At 65.1% G+C, this 22925-nt stretch carries 22 protein-coding genes, 1 tRNA gene and 1 pseudogene; 12 read left to right on the top strand and 12 right to left on the bottom strand.

All coding sequences use genetic code 11. The features are described from left to right. Window positions 1–129: 129 nt before the first annotated feature. The 4 genes from F6X37_RS00295 to F6X37_RS00280 form a co-directional block, all read right to left on the bottom strand. Window positions 130–206 (bottom strand) — tRNA-Met (locus tag F6X37_RS00295). Between the two features lie 86 nt (window positions 207–292). After that, on the bottom strand, window positions 293–1951 hold the full coding sequence (locus F6X37_RS00290; protein ID WP_187609927.1) for an MFS transporter: 1659 nt from the start codon (window positions 1949–1951) through the stop codon (window positions 293–295). Between the two features lie 207 nt (window positions 1952–2158). Beyond that, window positions 2159–3718, bottom strand: a complete 1560-nt coding sequence (locus F6X37_RS00285) for a sensor histidine kinase (RefSeq protein WP_187609926.1) — start codon at window positions 3716–3718, stop codon at window positions 2159–2161. 9 nt (window positions 3719–3727) lie between these two features. Beyond that, window positions 3728–4516: a response regulator transcription factor gene (locus F6X37_RS00280; protein ID WP_184022986.1), complete on the bottom strand. Its 789-nt coding sequence runs from the start codon at window positions 4514–4516 to the stop codon at window positions 3728–3730. Window positions 4517–4771: 255 nt separating this feature from the next. On the opposite strand from F6X37_RS00280, the gene recA reads away from it, so the two are divergent. The 8 genes from recA (at window position 4772) to F6X37_RS00240 (ending at window position 13255) form a co-directional block, all read left to right on the top strand. Beyond that, window positions 4772–5848, top strand: a complete 1077-nt coding sequence (gene recA / locus F6X37_RS00275; protein WP_018421721.1) for a recombinase RecA — start codon at window positions 4772–4774, stop codon at window positions 5846–5848. 7 nt (window positions 5849–5855) lie between these two features. Next, on the top strand, window positions 5856–6614 hold the full coding sequence (gene recX, locus F6X37_RS00270) for a recombination regulator RecX (RefSeq protein WP_187609925.1): 759 nt from the start codon (window positions 5856–5858) through the stop codon (window positions 6612–6614). Between the two features lie 130 nt (window positions 6615–6744). After that, window positions 6745–7419 carry a DUF2889 domain-containing protein gene (locus F6X37_RS00265; protein WP_187609924.1) on the top strand — a complete coding sequence of 225 codons (675 nt, stop codon included), beginning with the start codon at window positions 6745–6747 and terminating at the stop codon, window positions 7417–7419. Between the two features lie 55 nt (window positions 7420–7474). Beyond that, the gene (gene sucC / locus F6X37_RS00260; protein WP_013090442.1) at window positions 7475–8644 is read left to right on the top strand and encodes an ADP-forming succinate--CoA ligase subunit beta; all 1170 of its coding nucleotides are present in this window, start codon (window positions 7475–7477) and stop codon (window positions 8642–8644) included. A 130-nt stretch (window positions 8645–8774) separates the two neighbouring features. After that, entirely contained in the window at window positions 8775–9656 is an 882-nt protein-coding gene (gene sucD / locus F6X37_RS00255) for a succinate--CoA ligase subunit alpha (RefSeq protein ID WP_013090441.1), read from the top strand. Window positions 9657–9821: 165 nt separating this feature from the next. Then, window positions 9822–10526: a TerC family protein gene (locus tag F6X37_RS00250; RefSeq protein ID WP_184006616.1), complete on the top strand. Its 705-nt coding sequence runs from the start codon at window positions 9822–9824 to the stop codon at window positions 10524–10526. A 157-nt stretch (window positions 10527–10683) separates the two neighbouring features. Next, window positions 10684–11307, top strand: coding sequence for a pilin (locus F6X37_RS00245; protein ID WP_187609923.1), 624 nt, complete (start codon window positions 10684–10686; stop codon window positions 11305–11307). A 163-nt stretch (window positions 11308–11470) separates the two neighbouring features. Continuing rightward, window positions 11471–13255: a PglL family O-oligosaccharyltransferase gene (locus tag F6X37_RS00240; RefSeq protein WP_187609922.1), complete on the top strand. Its 1785-nt coding sequence runs from the start codon at window positions 11471–11473 to the stop codon at window positions 13253–13255. Window positions 13256–13308: 53 nt separating this feature from the next. Here the strand turns inward: F6X37_RS00240 and F6X37_RS00235 are convergent, their stop codons facing one another. Further along, window positions 13309–13659, bottom strand: a complete 351-nt coding sequence (locus tag F6X37_RS00235; protein ID WP_184051401.1) for a nucleotide pyrophosphohydrolase — start codon at window positions 13657–13659, stop codon at window positions 13309–13311. Window positions 13660–13690: 31 nt separating this feature from the next. Further along, a complete protein-coding gene (gene moaC, locus F6X37_RS00230) occupies window positions 13691–14170 on the bottom strand; it encodes a cyclic pyranopterin monophosphate synthase MoaC (RefSeq protein WP_187609921.1) in 480 nt (159 codons plus the stop codon). Between the two features lie 373 nt (window positions 14171–14543). Between moaC and F6X37_RS00225 the strand changes: the two are divergent. Next, window positions 14544–14930 (top strand): annotated as a pseudogene (locus F6X37_RS00225) (M48 family peptidase); the annotation flags it as partial. 30 nt (window positions 14931–14960) lie between these two features. On the opposite strand, the gene F6X37_RS00220 reads toward F6X37_RS00225, so the two are convergent. The 6 genes from F6X37_RS00220 to F6X37_RS00195 form a co-directional block, all read right to left on the bottom strand. After that, complete coding sequence (locus F6X37_RS00220; protein ID WP_187609920.1) at window positions 14961–15536, bottom strand: DUF2946 family protein; 576 nt, start codon at window positions 15534–15536, stop codon at window positions 14961–14963. Next, window positions 15529–16581, bottom strand: a complete 1053-nt coding sequence (locus F6X37_RS00215) for a hydrolase (protein ID WP_187609919.1) — start codon at window positions 16579–16581, stop codon at window positions 15529–15531. Before F6X37_RS00215 ends, F6X37_RS00220 begins: the two co-directional genes overlap by 8 nt. A 52-nt stretch (window positions 16582–16633) precedes the next feature. Next, on the bottom strand, window positions 16634–17080 hold the full coding sequence (locus F6X37_RS00210; RefSeq protein ID WP_018421709.1) for a nuclear transport factor 2 family protein: 447 nt from the start codon (window positions 17078–17080) through the stop codon (window positions 16634–16636). Between the two features lie 165 nt (window positions 17081–17245). Beyond that, complete coding sequence (waaF, locus tag F6X37_RS00205) at window positions 17246–18271, bottom strand: lipopolysaccharide heptosyltransferase II (protein WP_184058338.1); 1026 nt, start codon at window positions 18269–18271, stop codon at window positions 17246–17248. Window positions 18272–18517: 246 nt separating this feature from the next. Next, a complete protein-coding gene (locus F6X37_RS00200) occupies window positions 18518–18712 on the bottom strand; it encodes a zinc-finger domain-containing protein (protein ID WP_008920434.1) in 195 nt (64 codons plus the stop codon). A gap of 73 nt (window positions 18713–18785) precedes the next feature. Beyond that, on the bottom strand, window positions 18786–19709 hold the full coding sequence (locus F6X37_RS00195) for a branched-chain amino acid transaminase (protein WP_184058336.1): 924 nt from the start codon (window positions 19707–19709) through the stop codon (window positions 18786–18788). Window positions 19710–19934: 225 nt separating this feature from the next. Here F6X37_RS00195 and F6X37_RS00190 point away from each other — a divergent pair, with 225 nt between their 5' ends. The 3 genes from F6X37_RS00190 (at window position 19935) to F6X37_RS00180 (ending at window position 22482) form a co-directional block, all read left to right on the top strand. Beyond that, entirely contained in the window at window positions 19935–20690 is a 756-nt protein-coding gene (locus F6X37_RS00190; protein WP_184051416.1) for an AzlC family ABC transporter permease, read from the top strand. Beyond that, a complete protein-coding gene (locus F6X37_RS00185; RefSeq protein WP_018421704.1) occupies window positions 20687–21010 on the top strand; it encodes an AzlD domain-containing protein in 324 nt (107 codons plus the stop codon). Before F6X37_RS00190 ends, F6X37_RS00185 begins: the two co-directional genes overlap by 4 nt. Window positions 21011–21288: 278 nt before the next feature. Further along, window positions 21289–22482 (top strand): phosphoglycerate kinase, encoded by a 1194-nt coding sequence (locus F6X37_RS00180; protein WP_187609918.1) that lies wholly within the window; start codon window positions 21289–21291, stop codon window positions 22480–22482. Window positions 22483–22925 lie beyond the last annotated feature (443 nt).

The following is a 22925-nucleotide window of genomic DNA, read 5'->3' as shown; positions in this document are numbered from 1 at the left end:
TGATTATAAGGTGAAGATCGCTCGCAAGCCTACTGACCGTTGCGCCACCGCTGTTCGACGCGGTTGACACTTCGTTGACACTCAGAAACGGACAAGGGGTTACGTTTGCACGTAACCCCTTGTTTTATATGGTGGCGAATCAGGGACTCGAACCCCGGACCTGCGGATTATGATTCCGTCGCTCTAACCGACTGAGCTAATTCGCCGAAAGAAGCGAGATTATGCTGGGGCCACCGGAGGCTGTCAACCCCCGGCTCACAACTTTTTCAGATAGCTCCGGCTGTCGGTCCACTCAATCCTTCGCGTAGATATCCGAGTCCTTGGTTTCGCGCACGAACAGCATGCCGATCACGAAGGTGACCACCGCGATGATGATCGGATACCAGAGCCCCGAGTAGATGTTGCCCTTCGCCGCGACGATCGCGAACGCGGTGGCCGGCAGGAAGCCGCCGAACCAGCCATTGCCGACGTGATACGGCAGCGACATCGACGTATAACGGATGCGCGTCGGGAACATCTCGACCAGCATCGCCGCGATCGGCCCGTAGACCATCGTCACGTAGATCACGAGGATCGTCAGGATCACGATGCTCATCGGCCAGTTGATCTGAGCCGGATCAGCCTTCGGCGGGTAGCCGGCGGCCTTCAGCGTCGCGGCGAGCGTCTTCTGGAACGTCTTGGCTTGCTCCTTCGCGTCGCCGGCGCGGCCGTCGAACGTGTTGACGACCGTATCGCCCACGCGGATCTGCGCGATCGTGCCGGCAGGCGCCGCGACGTTGTCGTAGTTCAGGCCGGCTCGCGACAGCGCGCCCTTCGCGATGTCGCATGAGCTCGTGAACTTCGCCGTGCCCACCGGGTTGAACTGGAACGAGCACTCGGCCGGATCGGCGATCACGACGATCGGCGACTTCGCGGTTGCCGCTTCGAGCGCCGGGTTCGTGTAGTGTGTGAGCGCCTTGAACAGCGGGAAGTAGGTGAGTGCGGCAATCAGCAGGCCGGCCATGATGATCGGCTTGCGGCCGATGCGATCCGACAGCGAGCCGAAGAACAGGAAGAACGGCGTGCCGATCAGCAGCGCGAGCGCGATCATGATGTTGGCGCTCGAACCGTCGACCCTCAGCGTCTGCGTGAGGAAGAACAGCGTGTAGAACTGGCCCGTGTACCAGACGACAGCCTGGCCGGCCGTCAGTCCCAGCAGCGCGATAATCACGACCTTCAGGTTCTTCCATTGGCCGAACGCTTCGGAAAGCGGCGCCTTCGAGGTCTTGCCCTCGGCCTTGATGCGCGCGAACACCGGCGACTCATGCAGTTGCAGGCGAATCCACACCGACACCGCGAGCAGCAGGATCGACACGAGGAACGGAATGCGCCAGCCCCAGGCGCCGAAGGCGTCTTCGCCCATGAACGTGCGAATGCCGAGAATCACGAGCAGCGACAGAAACAGACCGAGCGTGGCGGTGGTCTGGATCCATGCGGTGTAGAAGCCGCGGCGGTTCGCCGGCGCGTGTTCGGCCACGTAGGTTGCGGCGCCGCCATACTCGCCGCCGAGCGCGAGACCCTGCAGCAGGCGCATCGCGATGAAGAGCACCGGCGAAGCGATGCCGATCGCCGCGTAGCCCGGCAGGAAGCCGACGAGGAACGTCGACAGGCCCATGATGATGATCGTGATCAGGAACGTGTACTTGCGCCCGACCATGTCGCCGAGCCGCCCGAATACGATCGCGCCGAACGGCCGCACCGCGAAGCCCGCCGCGAAGCTGAGCAGCGTGAAGATGAACGCCGCGGTCGGATTGACGCCGGAGAAGAAGCTCTTGCTGATGAAGGCCGCAAGCGAGCCGGCCAGATAAAAGTCATACCACTCGAAAACCGTACCCAGCGACGATGCGAAGATCACCCGCTTCTCATCGCGCGTCATCGGCACGTGCGAGATTTGCCCGCCAACGGTAGCCATATTGTCGTCTCCAATATTGATATACACGCGGATCGCCGGGACAGGCGTTCCCGTGCAACCGATTATTGGAGTGGAAACTTACGGCGTTCTGACTCGGCGCCTGAACTTGGGGTAGTCCGGTAAGCCGACGAATAGGCGTTCAATTTCCGTTAATGTGCTGGTATGTGCGCGCAACCCACGCTGAAATATCTCAAAAAACGCTGACCGTCAAGCTGCCGATAGAGGCGCGTTAGGGTAAGTCCCGCCCCGTTCGAGCACGTGCAAGCTGACGCGCACCAGTGTGCCGGCGAGCCGCGGCGACTCCTGGTAGACGTTGTCGTCGATGGCGAGCTCGCCGCCGTGCACTGCCGCAATCTCGCGCACGATCGCGAGGCCGAGGCCGCTGCCGTCGCCCTCGCGGCCCAGAATCCGGTAAAAGCGCTCGACCACACGCGAGCGCTCGCTGGCCGGAATGCCGAGCCCGGTGTCCTCGACTTCCAGGTGCACGAGCCGCGCGGGGGCGTCGTGCCGCACGCGCACGGTGATGCGGCCGCCCGCCGGCGTATAGCGGATCGCGTTGTCGATCAGGTTCGACAGCATTTCACGCAGCATCACCGGATTGCCGGCGACTTCGACCGGCTCGTCGGGCGCTTCGTAGCCGATGTCCATCTGCTTCGCGAGCGCGGCCTGCACCCATTCGCGCACCGCGCTGCGCGCGAGTTCGCCCAGTTCGAGCGGCGTGAAGATCTGTCCCGACCGACGGTTTTCCGCGCGCGCCAGCGCGAGCAATTGCGTGACGAGCCGTGCGGCCTGCTCGGAGCTCGTCGCGATCTGTTCGAGCGAGCGACGAACCTCGGCCGACGCGTTCTGGCGCAGCGCGAGCTCGGCCTGGGTGCGCAGGCCGGCCAGCGGCGTTTTCATCTGATGCGCGGCGTCGGCGATGAAGCGCTTCTGTAGCTCCATGTTCTGTTCGAGGCGCGTGAGCAGATCGTTGAACGACGTGACGAGCGGCTCGATTTCCGGCGGCGCGCGGCGCGCTTCGAGCGGCGACAGATCGTCCGGCCGGCGCGCGCGGATATGCGCCTGCAGCGCATGCAGCGGCTCGAGCCCGCGCGACAGCCCGAACCACACGAGCAGGATCGCGAGCGGCAGGATCACGAACTGCGGCAGGATCACGCCCTTGATGATGTCGTTGGCGAGCTGGCTGCGCTTGTCGAGCGTTTCGGCGACCTGCACGAGCACGGCCTGCGCGCCCGGCGTCTGCGGAAACTCGACGGTCGTGTAGGCGACGCGGATGTCGTTGCCGCGCAGCACGTCGTCGCGGAATTCGACGAGGCCCGGTGGCGGGCGGTCTTCCTCGTGCGGCAGCGGCATGTCACGCTCGCCGGCCACGAGCTCGCCGCGCGTGCCGAGCACCTGAAAGAACACGCTGTCGACGTTGTCGGCACGCAGGAAATCGCGCGTCGACTCGGGCAGCGACAGCTCCGCGACGCCGTTGACCGGATGGATCTGGCGCGCGAGCACGTAGGCGTCGGTTTCGAGCGCGCGGTCGAACGGCCCGTTGGCGATCGACTTCGCGACCAGATAGGTGACCGCGAGGCTCATCGGCCACAGCAGCAGCAGCGGCGCGAGCATCCAGTCGAGAATTTCGCCGAACAGCGAGCGCGGACGCGCTTCGGCGGCGGCTTCGGTTTCGTCGGGCGGGGCGAACGGATTGGCGTAGCGCGCGTCGCGCGCCTCGTCGAGGTCCGCAGCGTGCGCCGTGGCGCGATCAGCGCGTGCGGACATCGCTGGCCTCTATTTGTAGTGGTGGCTCGCCGGCATCGCGGTGGACGACGGCGCGGTGGACGATTGTGCCGCTTGTGCCGTCTGAGGCTCGGAGCCGGCCGGGGTGGCGGGCGCGCTCGCATTCGCCGGCGGCGCCGCTTTTTCGAGGCAGTAGCCGAGCCCGCGCACGGTGATGATGCGCACGCCGCTCGGTTCGATCTTCTTGCGCAGCCGGTGCACGTAGACTTCGATCGCGTTGTTGCTGACTTCCTCGCCCCATTCGCATAGATGGTCGACGAGCTGCTCTTTCGAGACCAGCCGGCCGATCCGTTGCAGCAGCACTTCGAGCAGCCCGAGTTCGCGCGCGGACAGATCGATCGCCTGGTCGTTGACGTAGGCGATGCGGCCCACCTGATCGAACGACAGCGAGCCATGCCGCACGACGGTCGGGCCGCCGCCCGCGCCGCGCCGTGTCAGCGCGCGCACGCGCGCTTCGAGTTCGTTCAGCGCGAAGGGCTTGGCCATGTAATCGTCGGCGCCGAGGTCGAGGCCTTTGACGCGTTCGTCGACGCTATCGGCGGCGGTCAGGATCAGCACGGGCAGGTTCGAATTGCGCGCGCGCAGGCGGCGCAGCACCTCGAGCCCGGACATGCGCGGCAGGCCCAGATCGAGGATCAATAGGTCGAACGTCTGCATTGACAACGCGGTATCGGCTTCTACGCCGCTTTTCACGTGATCGACCGCGTAGGCCGATTGGCGGAGTGATCGAACCAGACCATCCGCGAGTATGCTGTCGTCTTCGGCAATCAGAATTCGCATGATGCGCCAGCCTGGCTTTGCCGGCACCGTGGGGGGTGCCCCGGCGCGCAGCGGTCTCCGAACATTATTGTGGGTAGTTGGGGCGATGCGACAGTAAAAGATGCGCGTTCGCATCACAATCGCGCTTGCCAAAACTACTGTTTTTTTATACAGTGTCTGCGTTTCGTGTGATGTCCTGGAGACTCCGCTCAATTCGAGTGGAACCACGGGTGCACATCTGCCTCAGACGCCGTTCATCATAGCAAAGGACGATTCATGGAAGAAAGCAAGAAAGGCTCGGCTGGACTGACTGCTGAAAAGAGCAAGGCTCTCGCCGCCGCGCTCGCGCAGATCGAAAAGCAGTTCGGCAAAGGGTCGGTCATGCGGCTCGGCGCAGGTGAGGCAGTCGAAGACATCCAGGTGGTCTCCACCGGATCGCTCGGCCTCGACATCGCACTGGGCGTCGGCGGTTTGCCGCGCGGCCGCGTGGTCGAAATCTACGGACCGGAATCGTCCGGTAAAACCACGCTGACGCTGCAGGTCGTCGCCGAAATGCAGAAGCTCGGCGGCACCGCGGCGTTCATCGACGCGGAACACGCGCTGGACATTCAATACGCGGGCAAGCTCGGCGTGAACGTCGCCGACCTGCTGGTCTCGCAGCCGGACACCGGCGAACAGGCGCTCGAAATCGCCGACGCGCTGGTGCGCTCGGGCTCGATCGACATGATCGTGATCGACTCGGTCGCGGCGCTGGTGCCGAAGGCGGAAATCGAAGGCGAAATGGGCGACTCGCTGCCGGGTCTGCAGGCGCGTCTGATGTCGCAGGCGCTGCGCAAGCTGACCGGCACGATCAAGCGCACGAACTGCCTCGTGATCTTCATCAATCAGATCCGCATGAAGATCGGCGTGATGTTCGGCAACCCGGAAACCACCACGGGCGGTAATGCGCTGAAGTTCTACGCGTCGGTGCGTCTCGACATTCGCCGCATCGGCTCGATCAAGAAGAACGACGAAGTGATCGGCAACGAAACCCGCGTGAAGGTCGTCAAGAACAAGGTGGCGCCGCCGTTCCGTGAAGCGATTTTCGACATCCTGTACGGCGAGGGCATCTCGCGTCAGGGCGAAATCATCGACCTCGGCGTGCAGGCGAAGATCGTCGACAAGGCCGGCGCATGGTACAGCTACAGCGGCGAGCGGATCGGTCAGGGCAAGGACAACGCGCGTGAATTCCTGCGCGAAAACCCGGACATCGCTCGCGAAATCGAGAACCGTATCCGTGAATCGCTGGGCGTCACTGCGATGGCGAACGCCGTGACCGGCGCGGACGCTGAAGTCGCGGGCGAAGAAGAGTAAGCATCAAGTGATACGCAAAGGCCGGCCGCTGTCCGGTTTCGACTCCGGACGCTATCCGGACGGCCCGCGCGACGCGGCGGACGGATCGCCTGAGTCCGGCGATCCGTTCGAACCGTTCGACGCACATGACCGCGCTGCGGGCCGCGGCCCGCAGCGTACGCGGTCTGCGCCCGCTGCAGCGTCGTCCAGCCGGGATTCCTCCGGACTCGATTCCCCAATCCCCTCCGAGGTCACCTACACCCGCTCGCGTCGCCAACCCGGCGAAGAGAAGCCGGGCCAGTCCGACAAAGACGACAGCAGAAAATCCCAACGCCCCGCCCGTTCGCTGAAAGCGCGCGCGCTCGGCTATCTGTCGCGCCGCGAATATAGCCGCGCCGACCTCGCCCGCAAGCTGAAGCCTTACGTCGAGGAAACCGATTCGCTCGACACGGTGCTCGACGCGCTGCAGGCCGAAAACTGGCTATCCGACTCGCGCTTCGCGGAAAGCCTGATCCATCGGCGCGCATCGCGGCTCGGCGCGAACCGCATTCTCGGCGAACTGAAGCAACACGCGCTCAACCCGGCGCTCGTCGAAGAGGCGAGCGCGCAATTGCGCGAAACCGAACTCGCGCGCGCCCAGGCGGTCTGGCGCAAGAAGTTCGGCCAGTTGCCGCAAACGCCGGCCGAGCGGGCGAAGCAGGCGCGCTTTCTCGCGTCGCGCGGCTTCTCCGGCGCGACGATCGGCAAGATCCTGAAGGGTATCGACGAGATCGGGGACGGCGACTAACACGCCAGTCTCGACGGGTAGGGCAATTACCGCGCCATAATCTGGCGCCAGGCCGTGCGCAATCGGGGCTGTCCCAAATACCCGTTATGCTAAACTCCAGAAGTTTTCCAATCCGGCCTTTCCTTCCCGCATGTCGCTCTCCTCGCCAGTGTCCCGTCAGTTGCGCCATCGTCGCGCAATCAGAGCGGAAGCTTACGAGCGAGCCGATGGCCTGTGGGATGTGGAAGCGTGCCTGACCGACGAAAAGCCACGCGATGTGGCGCTTGCGTCGGGTGTCCGGCCCAATGGTCAGCCGATCCATGAACTCTGGCTTCGCATCACCATCGATCGCAAGCTCAATGTCGTCAACGCCGAGGCGTCGTCCGACTGGGTGCCCTATCCAGGGTTGTGCCAGGCCAGCAATCCCGCCTACCGTGCCCTCATCGGGCTCAATCTGTTCCACAACTTCCGTCGCGATGCTGCCCGTTTGCTGGCCGGCACGGCCGGTTGCACGCATCTCACCGAGCTGTGCGCGATCCTGCCGACCGCCGCGATCCAGGCGTTCGCCGGCGACGTATGGAACACCGATGACGGCACGCCGGGCGCGAACGCGGGTTCGGGAGACGAATCGTCCAACGGCACAGGCGAGCATTCCAACGACAAACCGCCATTCCAGTTGGGACGCTGCCACGCGCTGCGTTTCGACGGCGAAGCGGTGAAACAGTTTTATCCGCGCTGGTATGGTCATGCACCGCGTCCGGCGCAACGCGCGGCCTCGTCGGACGGCGCGGCGGCCCGCGAACGAAGCGGCGACGCGTCGGCCTGAACGGCGGCAACGGAATCGAAGTTCTATCCAACTCTCAGACTGAAGGGAATCACGCATGAAGATTCACGAGTACCAGGGTAAGGAAATCCTGCGGAAATTCGGCGTCGCGGTACCGCGCGGCAAGCCGGTCTTCTCGGTGGATGATGCGGTCAAGGCCGCGGAAGAGCTGGGCGGCCCGGTGTGGGTCGTGAAGGCTCAGATCCACGCGGGTGGCCGTGGCAAGGGCGGCGGCGTCAAGGTCGCCAAGTCGCTGGAACAGGTTCGCGAGTACTCGAACCAGATCCTCGGCATGCAGCTCGTCACGCACCAGACCGGTCCGGAAGGCCAGAAGGTGAACCGCCTGCTGATCGAAGAAGGCGCCGACATCAAGAAGGAACTGTATGTCGGTCTCGTGATCGATCGCGTTTCGCAGAAGATCGTCGTGATGGCGTCGAGCGAAGGCGGCATGGACGTCGAAGAAGTCGCGGAAAAGACGCCTGAGCTGATCCACAAGGTCGCCGTCGATCCGTCGACTGGCCTGAAGGACTCGGAAGCAGACGACCTCGCGAAGAAGATCGGCGTGCCCGACGCTTCGATCCCGCAAGCTCGCGCGATCCTGCAAGGCCTGTACAAGGCATTCTGGGAAACCGACGCATCGCTCGCCGAAATCAACCCGCTGATCCTGACCGGCGACGGCAAGGTCATCGCACTCGACGCGAAGTTCAACTTCGACTCGAATGCGCTGTTCCGTCACCCGGAAATCGTCGCGTACCGCGATCTGGACGAAGAAGATCCGGCTGAAATCGAAGCGTCGAAGTTCGACCTCGCGTACATCTCGCTCGACGGCAACATCGGCTGTCTGGTGAACGGCGCCGGCCTCGCAATGGCAACGATGGACACCATCAAGCTGTTCGGCGGCGAACCGGCGAACTTCCTCGACGTCGGCGGAGGAGCTACGACCGAGAAGGTCACCGAAGCGTTCAAGATCATGCTGAAGAACCCGAACCTGACCGCGATTCTGGTCAACATCTTCGGTGGCATCATGCGCTGCGACGTGATCGCGGAAGGCGTGATCGCGGCGTCGAAGGCCGTGTCGCTGAAGGTGCCGCTCGTGGTCCGCATGAAGGGCACGAACGAAGACCTGGGCAAGAAGATGCTCGCCGAATCCGGCCTGCCGATCATCTCGGCGGACAGCATGGAAGAGGCGGCTCAGAAGGTCGTCGCGGCTGCTTCGGGCAAGGCGTAAGCCAGCTGTCCACGGCGCATTTACCAGCTCATTTGCCAGGTTTACGAGTGGCGGCGCGCAAGCGACACAGGCGTGAAGCATCGCGCCGAGTGGCGCTACCGCGCGACGCCAAACGAACAGAGGTCAATACATGTCGATTCTGATCAACAAAGACACCAAGGTCATCACGCAGGGCATCACCGGCAAGACCGGTCAGTTCCACACGCGTGCTTGCCGTGAATACGCAAACGGCCGCGAAGCGTACGTCGCGGGCGTGAACCCGAAGCGCGCCGGCGAAGATTTCGAAGGCATCCCCATCTACGCGAGCGTCGCTGAAGCCAAGGCTGAGACGGGCGCGACCGTGTCGGTGATTTACGTTCCGCCGGCAGGCGCTGCCGCCGCAATCTGGGAAGCAGTCGAAGCCGACCTGGATCTCGCAATCTGTATCACGGAAGGCATTCCCGTCCGCGACATGATCGAGATCAAGGACCGTATGCGTCGCGAAAACCGCAAGACGCTGCTGCTCGGACCGAACTGCCCGGGCACGATCACGCCGGACGAGCTGAAGATCGGCATCATGCCGGGTCACATCCATCGCAAGGGCCGCATCGGCGTCGTGTCGCGTTCGGGCACGCTGACGTATGAAGCAGTCGGCCAGCTGACCGCGATCGGCCTCGGCCAGTCGTCGGCAGTCGGTATCGGCGGCGACCCCATCAACGGTCTGAAGCACATCGACGTGATGAAGATGTTCAACGACGATCCGGATACGGACGCCGTCATCATGATCGGCGAAATCGGCGGTCCGGACGAGGCGAACGCCGCGCACTGGATCAAGGACAACATGAAGAAGCCGGTGGTTGGCTTCATCGCTGGCGTCACGGCGCCTCCGGGCAAGCGCATGGGCCACGCCGGCGCGCTGATCTCGGGCGGTGCGGACACCGCCGAAGCGAAGCTGGAAATCATGGACGCGTGCGGTATCAAGGTCACGAAGAACCCGTCGGAAATGGCGCGTCTTCTGAAGGCGATGCTGTAAATCGAATTCGCGTGCCGTTGGCGCGCGATTTTGATACGCTTACGAACTCCTTTCGTGAGCTGGCGGTCCCAAAAAGCGGGGGAGTGCAGACTCCCCCGTTTTTTTTCGTCCGCGCTTGCGCCGCGGTTCTGCCCGCGCGGTCGATTTTTTCTTATGCTTTTTTCCATGCTCGAATTCTTCACGACCCTCCATTGGGGCTCGGTCTTTCAGATCATCGTCATCGACGTTCTGCTCGGCGGCGACAACGCGGTCGTGATCGCGCTCGCCTGCCGCAATCTGCCGCAGTCGCAGCGCATGCGTGGGATCGTGTGGGGGACCGCCGGCGCGATCGCGCTGCGCGTCGTGCTGATCGCGTTCGCGGTCGTGCTGCTCGACGTGCCGTTCCTGAAGTTCGCGGGTGGCTTGCTGCTGCTGTGGATCGGCGTGCGCCTGCTCGCGCCGGCGCACGACGCTCACGACAACGTGAAGCCGGCCGACAAGCTGATCTCGGCGGTGAAGACGATCATCATCGCGGATGCGGTGATGAGCGTCGACAACGTGATCGCGATCGCGGGCGTGGCCGAAGCCGCGGAGCACGAGCACCGGTTGGCTTTGGTGATCTTTGGCCTCGTCGTGAGCATTCCGCTGATCGTGTGGGGCAGCCAGCTGATTCTGAAGCTGCTCGATCGCTTTCCGGGCATCGTACTGTTCGGCGCGGGCCTGCTCGGCTGGATCGCGGGTGGTCTGATGGTCAACGACCCGGCCGGCGACCGCTGGCCGATCCTCGACACGCCAGTCGCCGAATACGGGATGAGCATCGCGGGCGCGCTGTTCGTCGTGATCGTCGGTTATCTGTTGAAGCGCCGTAACGCGAAACGTGCGGCGGTGTGAGCATGGTGCTGACGGTGCATCGCTGCCTGATTCGTGATGCCGTCCGAATGCAAGCCTGGCCATCCGGCTGACTGTGACGCGCGAGCTTCGCTCGCTACGATTGAAACGCCTGTTCCCGATCCACGGGCCAGGCGTTTCTCGTATCAGGAGTCTGCCGATGATCGTTACCCTGCCATATTCCCCTTACTCTCAATCGACGCAATCCCCGCGTAGGTCGCGCCGCGCACGCTGGCGCGCGAGCTGGTTCGCGCGCATCTGCCGCCGCTGCGGCGTCGGCTTCACGCTGATCGAGTTGATGATCGTGCTCGCGATCGTCGGCGTGATCGCGGCCTACGCGATTCCCGCGTATCAGGACTATCTGGCGCGCAGCCGGGTCGGCGAGGGCTTGTCGCTCGCGGCGTCGGCGCGGCTCGCGGTGGCCGAAAACGCCGCGAGCGGCAACGCGTTCAGCGGCGGTTATGCGTCGCCGCCCGCCACGCGCAACGTCGAGTCCATCCAGATCGACGACGACACTGGTCAGATCACGATCACGTACTCGACGCGTGTCGCGCAGGCCGGCGCAAACACCATGACGCTGGTGCCGTCGGTCCCGGACAACGTCGATGCGCCGAGCGCGCGAGTCGCGTTGAGCAAGGACGCGGTGCAGACCGGTGCGCTGACGTGGGAATGCTTTGCGAGCGGCAAGAGCGCGTCGTCGTTGCCGGCGCCCGGTTCGGGGCCGATGCCAAGCGAGGCGCCGACGCTCGCCGCGAATCTGGCGCCGCCCGAATGCCGTTCATAAGGGGCAAAATGAGTGAGTGAACGAGACAGCAGCCGAGCGCTGACTGGATGAGTCGAAGCCACAACGTAAAGGGCTGATTTTCAGCCTATTTCGGCCGGACCGGCGCACAGTGCAACGAAATTTTTGTATAGTGCGCCGGTTGCTGACGCCCACTGTTGATTCGATGCCCACCCCTTTCGCGCGCTACCTGTCTCTCGTACTGCTGGCTCTTGCGTTGATCCTGCCCTACGCGGTTGCCAACCATACGTATCCGATCCCAACCTTCTACGCCGAATTCACCTCGCTCGCGCTGTTTCTGCTGACCGGGGCGGCCGTCGTGCTGCTGGTCGCGACCACCCGGCCGCGCGTGAGCTTCGCGTCGCCCACGGTCGCGCTCGTGCCTTTGCTGTTCGGCCTCGTGCTGGTCGTGCAGACGCTGGTGCTGCCGGTCGCGGAGCCATCGATGAACTGGCTCGGCGCGGGCTTCCTGCTCGCTGCGTGGATGGCCGTGCATGTGGGCTACGGCTTCGCGCGCGTGAAGCTCGACGAGACCGCGTTGCGCTGGGCGGCGGGGGCGTTGATCGTCGGCGGTCTGTTCGCGGTGTTCAGTCAGGTGATCCAGCTGTTTCACCTCGAGGCGCGCGTGGCTCCGCTCGTCGTCGCGTATAACGTGACCGTCGAGCGCCGGCCGTTCGGCAACATGGCGCAGGCGAACCACCTCGCGACGTATATCGCGTTCGCGATGGCGGGCGCGCTGTATCTCGTGCAGACGCGCCGCATCGCGGTGCCGATCTGGCTGCTCGTGTCGACGATTTTCTCGGTCGGCCTCGCGCTGACCGTGTCGCGGGGTCCGTGGCTGCAGATGGGCGTGATTGTCGTGGCCGGCTTCTGGATGGCCTTCGCGCAGACTCGCAACGAAGCGCAATTGCGCCGTAGCAACCGTGAATGGCTGGTGCCGATCGCGCTCGCGGTGCTGTTTTTCGTGGTCAATGCGCTGATCCGCTGGGCCAACGTGCGCTATCACCTCGAACTCGGGCAGTCGGCGGCCGAGCGCTTCCAGGATGCCGGCCAGATCGCGCCGCGCCTCGCGCTGTTGAAATACGGCTGGACGATGTTCAAGCAGCATCCGCTGCTCGGCGTCGGCTGGGGCGAATTTCCGAGCCATCAGTTCGAGCTCGTCAAGCAGCTTGGCGGCGTCGAAATCGCCAACAACTCGCACGACATTTTCGTCGACCTGCTCGCGAAAACCGGTCTGATCGGTCTCGCGATCGTGCTCGTGGGTCTCGTCGCGTGGCTCGTGCGCGTCGCGCGTGCGCCGCAAAGCGCCGCGCGCGTGTTCGGCATCGCGCTGATCGGCGTGCTGACGATGCATGCGCTCGTCGAGTATCCGCAGCAGTACATGTTCTTCCTGTTGCCCGCGATGTTCGTGTTCGGCCTGCTCGAAACGCGGCCGTTGCGCGCGGTGCCGGCGAATCTGTCGCTCGGCGCGTTCGCGGTGGTGGTGTTCGGCGGACTCGCCGCGCTGTATCCGGTGTATCGCGACTATGCGCGCGCCGAGGTGCTCTACTACGGCGCGCGTCCGGCCGAGCAGTACGGCGCCGATCCGTCGTTCCTGTTCGGCGCGTGGGGCGAATACGGTCTCGCGACGCTGCAGCCGATGAATCCGCTGAACCTGCAGCGCAAGCTCGCGATGCACAAGCAGGCGATCGCGCTGTTGCCGGGCGAGACGGTGCTGCGTCGCTACGCGGTGCTGCAGGCGCTGACCGGCGATACCGCGGCGGCGCTCGATACGGTCGAACGCTTGCGGATCTTCGCCGAGGAATTGAAAGACTGGCCGGCGCAGCTCGGTTATCTCTACCAGCTCGTCGACGAGCAGAAGTCGCTCGCGGGCTTCAGGCAGCAGTTGGTGAAGCGCTACGGCACACCGGCGGCCGATGCGACGCCGGATGACGACAGTGACGACGATTGATCGGACCGCGGAAGCTTAGGCGTGCTGGCGCCGCGGCTTCCTCCCTTCAAAGTTCAAAGCTCGGAATACTTCGCGGCCGTGCCTTTTGCCTTGTCGACGGGGTAGCGCGCTTCGTTCAGCTTCAGTTTTTCCGCTGCCGCGTCGACGAGATCGAAGCCGGCGGTATGGGCGACCAGCAGCAGGTACATGAACACGTCGGCGCACTCGTGCCTGAGGTTCGTCGATTGCGCGGGATCGCCGAGCAGCGCGTCGATCTGCGCATCGGTCTTCCACTGAATCGTCTCCAACAGCTCACCGGCTTCGATGCCGGTGGAGACGATCAGGTTGCGCAGCGTGTGAAACTGCCGCCAGTCGCGCGCGTCGCGAAACGCCAGTAGCTGCTCGAGCAGTTCGTCGATGGTCATGTTGCTATCCGGATAGTTGTCGAACCGCACGTCAAGCTTGCGCGACCCAATCCCCCGACTTCCCGCCATGCTTTTCCATCACCTTCACATCGGTGATGGTCATGCCGCGATCCACCGCCTTGCACATGTCGTACACGGTCAGCAGCCCGATCTGCACGGCGGTAAGCGCCTCCATTTCGACGCCCGTGCGTCCAAACGTCTCGACCTGGACCGTGCAATGCACGCCGGGCATCTGCTCGTCGAGTTCGAAATCGGCCTTCACGCGTGTCAGCGCGAGCGGATGACAGAGCGGAATCAGATCGGCGGTGCGCTTCGAGGCCTGGATCGCCGCGATCCGCGCGACGCCGATCACGTCGCCCTTGTTGGCGTTGCCGTCGCGGATCAGCGCGAACGTGTCGGGCAGCATGCGGATCGAGCCACGCGCGATCGCGATGCGCCTGGTCTCCTGCTTGCCGCCGACGTCCACCATATGCGCGTCACCGGCCGCATCGAAATGAGTGAGTTCAGGCATGGTTGACTCCTTCAGAGGGCGCCTATCATAGCAGTGCGGCGCGGCCTCGAATCGTCGCGGCGACTGATTACATTTGCGCTGTGTCGTGCTCTGAGTTTCGCCTCGTACGCGTCCTGCGACGCCCTTGCCCGTTATCTTAGTCCGGGCCACGGGCGGCGTTTTTCGACTTCGTCAGACCGGCTTCGCGTTGCATCGAAAACGATTCCTCGCTGCGTCGCTATCCGTCGCGCATCGTCCGAGGCGCCGCTCGCGAGCGGCCCGAGCGACGCGCATGCCGATCCGATCCTGCCGCCCGACATCGCGCGCGGCGTGTTCGGCACCTACGGCGGCGCGCAGAGCCGCTTTTCCAATGGCGGCGGTAGCGGTCGCACTGGAAGCCGCGCGTCTCGCCGAGCTCGCGCAAAAGCGCTGGCCGCAATCGAACGCGGCGATCGACATGCATATCCGCACGCGGTTGACGCTGCATCGCTTCACCCACGCGCAGGCGCTCGCGAAGCAGGAGACCCGGGCGCATCCCGATCAACCCGCGTGGTGGCTCTATCTCGCGCAGGCGAGCGCGGGCAGTGGCGATGCATTGACGCAGCATCGCGCGATGGCGGAGAAGTTCGCGCTGGAGGGCGGGTGGCCATCGGCGATTCGGCAGCTGAAGGACGCGCGCGACCTGAAGACGATCGGCTATTACGACCTCGCGACCGTCGACGCGCGCCTGCACGAGCTGGAGAGCCGCTACAAGGACGAGCGGCTCGACGAGAAAGGGTAGGGTGGACGTGAACGCGCGCCGCTGCGCGCGTCAGACTTGCGCCGCCGGGCTCGCAACGAAGCCAAAGCGCGCGGCCACCTGATCGCGTCGCACGCTTTGCAGCGGCAAGGTGCGCTGAACACTCCAGTGGAACGCACCGCTCAATGAGCCATCGTCGGCGAGCGTCGCGTGATCGGAGAAGAGCTCGAGGTCGTGATCGTGCAGCACCGCGATACGTGCTGGCTGCGAGCGATCGGCAAACAGAATGCCGCCGTCTTCATCCGCGAACACCGCCGCCGGCTCGAACGCGCCGCCGCCCTGGTCGTGCAGCGCGAGCGTTCCATCCGCGTGCGCGGACAATCTGACCACCCACGGCGTATAAGCCAGCTCGACATACACGCGCTGTGGTCCGTTCTGAAAAAACCACTGCCCGCGCTCATCGGCCTCGTAGTTTCGGTTGATGAAGCCAAGCAGCGCCTCATGCCGGATCGGCACGCCGGGCGCGCCGCTCGCCTGGGCCGCTTCGTCGCGCATGCGCCAGTTGCCGCGCCGGTCGAGCATCAGCCAGCCGGTGCAGCTCGGCACGTTCGGCCATTTGGCGAGCGCCTGTTTGACGATGTCATCCATGATCGACGTGTCGCTCCAGATAGCCGAACACGCGCCGCGACAGCCAGTCGATGCGGCCCGGGAACGGCCCGGTCATGAAGCCCGCGTGGCCGCCGTGCTCAGGCTGATAAAGCTCGACCGCCGCCGACACCTCGTGCCGCGACGGCAGCGCTTCGGCCGGCAGGAACGGGTCGTTGCGCGCGTTGAGCACGAGCGTCGGCACCTGAATGTGCGGCAGCAGCGGGCGGGTGGTTGCGGTGCTCCAGTAGTCGTCGGTATCGCGAAAGCCGTGCAGCGGCGCGGTCACGACGTTGTCGAACTCGTACATCGTGCGGCTCGCGAGCATCGCGTCGCGATCGAACAGGCCCGGGAACTGCTCGAGCTTCTGGTTGGCCTTGTGTTTCAGCGTCTTCAGGAAGCTGCGCGTGTAGACGAGGCCGAAGCCCTGCGACAGCGCGCGGCCGCCCGCATGGACGTCGATCGGTGTCGAAATCGCGGCAGCGGCGGCTACCACCCGCGCCGCATCGGCCTGCCGCTCACCGAGCCAGCGCAGCAGCACGTTGCCGCCGAGCGACACGCCCGCCGCGACCACCGACCCGCGATGCGCGGCGCGCAGGCGGCGCAGGATCCAGTCGACCTCGTTGCTGTCGGCGAGATGGTAGAAGCGCGGCAGCCGGTTCAGCGGGCCGCTGCAACTGCGAAAGTGCGGCACCACGCCGTGCCAGCCGTATTCGCGCGCGGCGGCCATCAGCGCGACCGCGTAGTGCGACGACGAACTGCCTTCCAGGCCGTGAAACAGCACGAAGAGCGGCGCGGTGTCGGTGGGCGGAGTATCGTGCGCGACCCAGTCGAGATCGATGAAATCGCCGTCCGGGGTGTCCCAGCGCTCACGGCGAAACGATACCGCGGGGCGGCGCGCGAACAGCGACGGGACGATCGTCTGCACATGCCGGTTCGGCAGCCAGAGCGGCGCGCGGTACAGCAGCTCGACGGCCGCCTCGACGGCGGCCGCCACCTTGGCGGGGGCCGTACCGGAGGAAGCGGGTTTATGTGGCGTCGAACTCATACCGGCGGAAAAGCGAGAAAACGTGATTCTGAATCTGTCGTGGTGCCGCGCGTCAGTGCAGCGGGCCCTGGCCATGCCGCATCTTCGTTGCGAACTGGCTGGCGGTCTCGTTCGGCATCGGGCTTGCGTGAATATGCGCAATGCGCCATTCGCCGCGTTCATGGACCATCACGTAGGTGGTGAAGACCATCGCGGGCGTGGCGGTCGGGTCGGCCGGACGATGTGCTTCGGCAATCGCATAGACGACGGTGCCGAGGCTGTCGTAGACGCGGATGTCGAGCGGCTCGATCGACACCGGCAGCGCTTCGAGCTGGACCTGCAAGCCATTGCGGATGCTCTCGAGGCCGTGCAGATGCGAGCCGTCCGCGCAGATGCAGCTGACGAACTCCTCGTCGATCCACAAGCCCATCAAGCTGTCGATATTGACCTCGGCGACGGCCTGATAGTAGGCGTTCAGGGTATCGGCGGCGGCTTCGAAGATGTGGGCAAAACGTGGCATGGCTTGTCAGTCTCTTGTGCGCGGCGCGCGGTTGCGGGTCAGCGGTAGCGGGACGGTCCAGAGCGCCGGACCATCGCCCCCGGCGTCAGCTTGCCCGTGCCGCAAGGCGCGAACATGACGCGACGCGCTCGGGGCGTGCGGTGTTGCGTGCAAGTACCAGTCGGCTCAGCGCTGCGCGAGCAGCATGCCGCGCAAATCGCCGAAAACCTGCTCGGCGCTCAGCTGCTTCAGACAGTTCAGATGACCGAGCGGGCACTCGCGCTCAAAACAGGGGCTGCATTCGAGATGAAGCCATTGTACCTTCGCGAGCTCGGACAAGGGCGGGGTGTGGCGCGGATCGGTCGAACCGTAGACGGCCACGAGCGGGCGGCGCAGCGCGGCGGCGACGTGCATCAGTCCGGAGTCGTTGGTGACGACCGCGTTGGCCCGCGAGATCAGCGCGCAAGCCTCGCCGAGTGCAGTCTGGCCGCACAGGTTGCGCACGTTCGGCGCTTTCTCGGCGATCGCCTGCGCGAGCGGCGCGTCTTTCGGCGAGCCGAGCGCGACGATTTGCGTGTACGGGAACGACTGGCCGACCATCTGCGCGAGCGACGCGAAGTGCTCGGGCGGCCAGCGCTTCGCGGGACCGTATTCTGCGCCGGGGCAGAACACCAGCAGCGGCACGCGCGTATCGAGATTGAAGCGCGCCGACACGCGCGAGGCCTCGTTCAGGTCCGTGTCGAGGCGCGGCATCGGCAGATCTTCGGGGACCTTGGCGGCTGGCGCGTAGGCGAGGGCGGCGTAGTGGCCGACCATCGGCGGGCGGGCGTCCTTGCGCGGATTCGCGTGACGCACGTTCAGCACGCCGTAGCGACTCTCGCCGGTGTAGCCGATGCGCAGCGGAATGCCCGCCAGCCACGGAATCAGCGCCGACTTGAACGAATTCGGCAGCACGTAGGCCGCGTCGTAGCCGACGTCGCGCAGATCGCTCGACAGCTGCCAGCGGCGCAGCATCTGCAGCTTGCCGTGGGCGAGATCGGTCGCGTAGACGTCGCGGATTTCCGGCATGCGTTCGAGCACGGGTGCGACCCAGCTGGGCGCGACCGCGTCGATGACGATGCGCGGATGCAATTTCACGAGGCGCGCAAACAGCGGCTGCGCCATCAATGCGTCACCGATCCAGTTCGGTGCGATAACCAACGCGCGACGCATCAGAGTGAGTGTCCGGTGTCGATAACAAGCGCCGCGCGCGCGATGCGCGCGGCACTCGAATAGGTAAATGGGGAAAGCGGAGAGCCGCACGGCGCGATGCCGTTTGGCCACACGCGCCGCGATGGCGGCGCGGCGGCGGTGCGGCCGCACGGGTCGTGCGGTCGAGCCTGCGGCGCGGCGAGCGCGTGATTCAAAACGCGCGCCTCGTGCCGTGCAAGCTGGCTCAGAACCGCTCGATGCGTTGGATCAATGGCCCTTGATCACTTCGCCGTCGCGCAGCTTGTAACGCGTGCTGCAATACGGGCAACGCGCTTCGCCGTGCGACACGTCGATGAAGACGCGCGGATGCGCGCTCCAGCGCGGCATCGCCGGGTTCGGACAATACGCCGGCAGATCTTTTGCCGACAGTTCGACCAGCGGCATTTCCTTGATTTCGCTCATGAGACTTTCTCTTTGTATGCGGGGTGCTTGCAGTGCGCCGCCGTTGGCTGCGCGGGGCATCTCGAAACGTCGCTCAGATCTTCGTGAGCCAGTGCGCGTATTTCGCGCTCCTGCCATTCACGACGTCGAAGAAAGCCGACTGCAGCTTTTCGGTGATCGGGCCGCGCGCGCCAGCGCCGATCGTGCGGTTGTCGAGCTCGCGGATCGGCGTGACTTCGGCCGCCGTGCCGGTGAAGAACGCTTCGTCGCAGGTATAGACTTCGTCGCGCGTGATGCGCTTTTCGATCACCTGCAGGCCCATGTCGCACGCGAGCGTGATGACGGTGTCGCGCGTGATGCCGTCGAGGCACGACGACAGATCAGGCGTGTACAGCTTGCCGTTGTTGACGAGGAAGAAGTTCTCGCCCGAGCCTTCCGACACGTAGCCGTCGACGTCGAGCAATAGCGCTTCGTCGTAGCCGTCGGCGATCGCTTCCTGGTTCGCGAGGATCGAGTTCACGTACCAGCCCGACGCCTTCGCGCGCACCATCGACACGTTCACGTGATGGCGCGTGAACGACGACGTCTTTACGCGGATGCCCTTAGTGATGCCGTCTTCGCCAAGGTATGCGCCCCACGGCCACGCGGCGATCGCGACGTGAATCGTGTTGCCCTTGGCCGACACGCCGAGCTTTTCCGAGCCGACCCAGATGATCGGGCGCAGATAGCACGACTCGAGCTTGTTCTGGCGGACCACTTCGCGCTGCGCGGCGGCGAGCGTTTCATGGTCGAACGGCACGGCCATCTGGAAGATCTTCGCCGAGTTCAGCAGGCGCTTGGTGTGCTCCTGCAGGCGGAAAATCGCGGTGGCGCCGTCGGCGGTCTTGTAAGCGCGCACGCCCTCGAACACGCCCATGCCGTAGTGCAGCGTATGGGTGAGCACGTGGATTTTGGCATCACGCCACTCGATGAGCTTGCCATCCATCCAGATCTTGCCGTCGCGGTCGGCCATTGACATACGGTTCTCCAGCAGGTGCGTTTGAGGTGCGGCCATGAGCGCAGGACATAGCCGGGAGCGCTATTTTAGCGTCTTTTGCACACACCACGGGCATTTGGGCGCGCCCCGGACGCTATAATCCAGCGCACGCATAAATCAAATCCGGATGCGCCAGCGGGTGGTCTCGCAAGTTGGCGCCGACCTGGCCTTCTTGACGGCGTTTCCTGCGCCCGCACCCTTCGCCCGATGCTCGCTCGACTGTCCGACACCGATCGCCGCGCTTTTCGTGAAGGCGCGCGCGCCTATGCCCCCACGCTGATGGCGATTTTTTCCTGGGGCCTCGTGACCGGCATCGCGATGAGCAAGTCCGTGCTGACGCTGCCGCAGGCGCTCACGATGTCGCTGCTGTGCTACGCCGGATCGTCGCAGCTGGCGGTGTTGCCGCTCCTCGCCGCGAAGCTGCCGGTGTGGACGGTGCTGCTGACCGCGGCGATGGTCAACACCCGTTTCGTGATCTTCAGCGCCGGCCTCGCGCCGCACTTCTCGTATCTGTCGATGTGGCGGCGCATCGTGCTGGGCTATTTCAACGGCGACGTGATCTATCTGCTATTCGTCAAGAAGAGCTTTCCGACCGGCTACGTGCCGGGCAAGGAGGCGTACTTCTGGGGCATGGCGGTATCGAGCTGGCTGTCGTGGCAGGTGTCGTCGATCATCGGCATCCTGCTCGCGAGCCTGATTCCGGACAACTGGGGGCTCGCGCTGGCCGGCACGCTCGCGCTGCTGCCGGTGATGGTGTCGGCGATCGCCACCCGCTCGACGCTGGTCGCGGTCAGCGTGGCCGGCATCGTGTCGCTGCTCGCGCTCGATCTGCCGTACCGGCTGGCGTTGCTGCTCGCGGTGATCGCGGCGATCGCGGCCGGCAGCGCGGCCGACCTGATGATCGAGCGCGCCGACCTGCGCCGCATTCGTGGCGTGAACGATCGCGCCGGAGACTCGCGATGACCTCCACGCAAATCTGGCTCGCCATTTTCGGCATGACCTTCGTCACCGCGCTCACGCGCGCGATGTTCCTGATCGGCGGCGAGCGCACGGTACTGCCGGCGCGCGTGCAGAAGATGCTGCGCTACGCGCCGGCCGCCGCGCTCGCCGCGGTGGTGGTGCCCGACGTGCTGACGACGCCCGACGGGCTGTCGTTCGCGCCTTCCAACCACGAGCTTTACGCGACGCTCGCCGGCCTCGGCTGGTTTTTGTGGCGGCGCACCATGCTCGGCACGATCGTGACCGGAATGGTCGTGTTCACGCTGATGCGCGTCTTCCTGTGAGGGCCGGGCCCGGGGTGCGGCGATGAATGCTACGCCGCGGCATCTGCGGCCTTGCGATCAAATGCGCGACATTCGCCGTGTCGCGGATCAGAAGGCCGTTGGGATCGGTTAAAATGCCTTTTCCGGGTTGAGCGCGCCGCGGCAAGGCGCCTGGTGCCGCGGCCGGCCGCCGGCGCCCGATCCTGCGGAGCCGTTGGGCCGAAGCGCTGGAGTTCGCTGCGCCTCGTCCCCGCGCGCTGTCCGTCACCGCCTTCTCATCAACTCGCATACTCAAGCCCATGAACAAGGTATTGCGTCTCTCCGACCTGATCGCCGAAGGCAAGCTGTCCGGCAAACGCGTGTTCATCCGCGCCGATCTGAACGTGCCGCAGGACGATCAAGGCAACATCACCGAAGACACCCGCATCCGCGCTTCCGTGCCGGCCATCAAGGCCGCGCTCGACGCCGGCGCCGCGGTGATGGTCACCTCGCACCTTGGCCGTCCGACCGAAGGCGACTTCAAGCCGGAAGATTCGCTCGCACCGGTGGCGAAGCGTCTCGCGGAGCTGCTCGGCCTTGACGTGCCGCTCGTCGCGAATTGGGTCGAAAACGGCGTGAACGTCGCGCCGGGCTCGGTCGTGCTGCTCGAAAACTGCCGCGTCAACAAGGGCGAAAAGAAGGATTCCGACGAGCTCGCGCAGAAAATGGCCAAGCTCTGCGATATCTACGTGAACGACGCGTTCGGCACCGCCCACCGCGCCGAAGCGACTACGCACGGCATCGCGAAGTACGCGCCGGTTGCCTGCGCGGGTCCGCTGCTCGCCGCTGAGCTCGAAGCGCTCGGCAAGGCGCTCGGCGCACCGAAGCGTCCGCTCGTGGCGATCGTCGCGGGCTCCAAGGTGTCGACCAAGCTGACCATCCTGAAGTCGCTCGCGGAGAAGGTCGACCAGCTGATCGTCGGCGGCGGCATCGCCAATACGTTCATGCTCGCGGCCGGCCTGAAGATCGGCAAGTCGCTCGCCGAAGCCGATCTGGTCGACAAAGCGAAGGCGATCATCGACGCGGCCAAGGCCCGCGGCGCCTCGGTGCCGATCCCGACCGACGTCGTCACGGCCAAGGAGTTCTCGCCGACCGCGAAGGCAGAAGTAAAGGCCGTCGCCGATGTGCAGGACGACGACATGATCCTCGACATCGGCCCGGAAACGGCCAAGGTGCTCGCCGCGCAACTCGAGAAGGCCGGCACGATCGTGTGGAACGGCCCGGTCGGCGTGTTCGAGTTCGACCAGTTCGGCAACGGCACGGAGACGCTCGCGGACGCGATCGCGCGCTCGGCGGCGTTCTCGATCGCAGGCGGCGGCGATACGCTCGCGGCAATCGCCAAGTACGGCATCCACGACCAGGCGAGCTACATTTCCACGGGCGGCGGCGCATTCCTCGAGTTCCTCGAGGGCAAGAAGCTGCCGGCGGTAGAAGTTCTGGAATCGCGGGCTTAACGTGGCGACGCGCTCCCCAGCGGCGAAGTCGACCAAGGCGCGTGGCGTGAAAGCGCAGCGCGGTAACGCGGCAACGCCGGCAGGGGAGCGCGCGACACGCGCGGCCGCTGCGTCGGCAGCGGCCGGACAGGACGTGGCTGCCGAAGCGCCGATAGCGCCCGCGGCCACCGAACCGGCGCTAGCCGCCGGAGCGCCCGCGGAACCGGTTGCAGCGCAAGCTCCGACCGGCGACGCGGAGCAGCCCCCAACGGCACAGGTCGAAGCTGCTCAACACGATTCGGCCCAGCCGGAACAGCCTTCCGGCAAGCAGGGCAGCAAATCTCAGGCGCGCGAGGCGCCGCTCTCGAATGCCGCATCACCCGCATCACTCCACAAAGCGACACCGGCCACAACCGGCGCGCGACCCCAGGCAGCATCTTTCGATGCGCGAACTCCGCAGCAGC

The organism is Paraburkholderia sp. 31.1 (assembly GCF_014397645.1).
Lineage (GTDB): Bacteria > Pseudomonadota > Gammaproteobacteria > Burkholderiales > Burkholderiaceae > Paraburkholderia > Paraburkholderia tuberum.
The sequence above is the reverse complement of the archived record's forward strand: the minus strand, read 5'-3'. Positions and strand labels throughout refer to the sequence as shown.